Here is a 714-nt window from a genome sequence, read left to right on the forward strand (position 1 = left end):
GCTTCCGTGGCGACCGCGAGGGTGGTTTCCGTGGTGGCGATCGCGACGGTGGTGGCTTCCGCGGCGACCGCGGCCCGCGCCGTCCGCGCGAAGAAGCTGAAACCACGACGGATGGGGAGTAAGAACAATGGCTGAAGCTGGTGCACGCCGTCCGTTTTTCCGTCGTCGCAAGAGCTGCCCGTTCACGGGCGCCAATGCTCCGAAGATCGACTACAAGGACTCCAAGCTCCTGATGCGTTACGTCTCCGAGCGCGGCAAGATCGTGCCGAGCCGCATCACCGCGGTGTCCGCGAAGAAGCAGCGTGAGCTCGCCCGCGCCATCAAGCGCGCGCGGTTCCTGGGTCTCTTGCCCTACGTCATTCGCTGACACGATCAATTCGACCGGCGGCCGTTGAGCCGCCGGTCGCGACTTATTTGAACTCATAAGGCTTCCGGGTCGTCCGGTCGCCGATGGTTGGGGCGAGATGCCTCTAACCGCTCGAAGGGAGCGGGACAGCTGATGATCGCCTTTGTGCTGATAGCCTTGATCGCCGGCGCCGCGTCGGCCCTGATGTTCGCCTCGATCATTTCGGGCGCGCTGATCTCGCTCGTCCTGTTCTATCTCGCACCGCTGCCGCTGATGGTCGCCGCGATCGGCTGGGGACCGCTTTGCGCGAGCCTCGGCGGCATCGCCGCTGCGATCGGCCTCGACGCCCTGTTCGGCTTGCCCTATTG

The 714-nt window shown here is 65.1% G+C and carries 1 protein-coding gene and 2 pseudogenes; all 3 read left to right on the forward strand.

Annotated features, from left to right (window positions below; translation table 11 throughout):
• Nucleotides 1-122, forward strand: a pseudogene (locus tag MOV75_RS40640) (30S ribosomal protein S6); the annotation flags it as partial.
• A gap of 5 nt (nucleotides 123-127) precedes the next feature.
• The gene (rpsR, locus tag MOV75_RS40645) at nucleotides 128-367 is read left to right on the forward strand and encodes a 30S ribosomal protein S18 (protein ID WP_007592020.1); all 240 of its coding nucleotides are present in this window, start codon (nucleotides 128-130) and stop codon (nucleotides 365-367) included.
• Between the two features lie 132 nt (nucleotides 368-499).
• Nucleotides 500-714 (forward strand): annotated as a pseudogene (locus MOV75_RS40650) (hypothetical protein); the annotation flags it as partial.

Origin of the sequence: Bradyrhizobium sp. PRIMUS42 (assembly GCF_023006515.1) — a bacterium.
Lineage (GTDB): Bacteria > Pseudomonadota > Alphaproteobacteria > Rhizobiales > Xanthobacteraceae > Bradyrhizobium.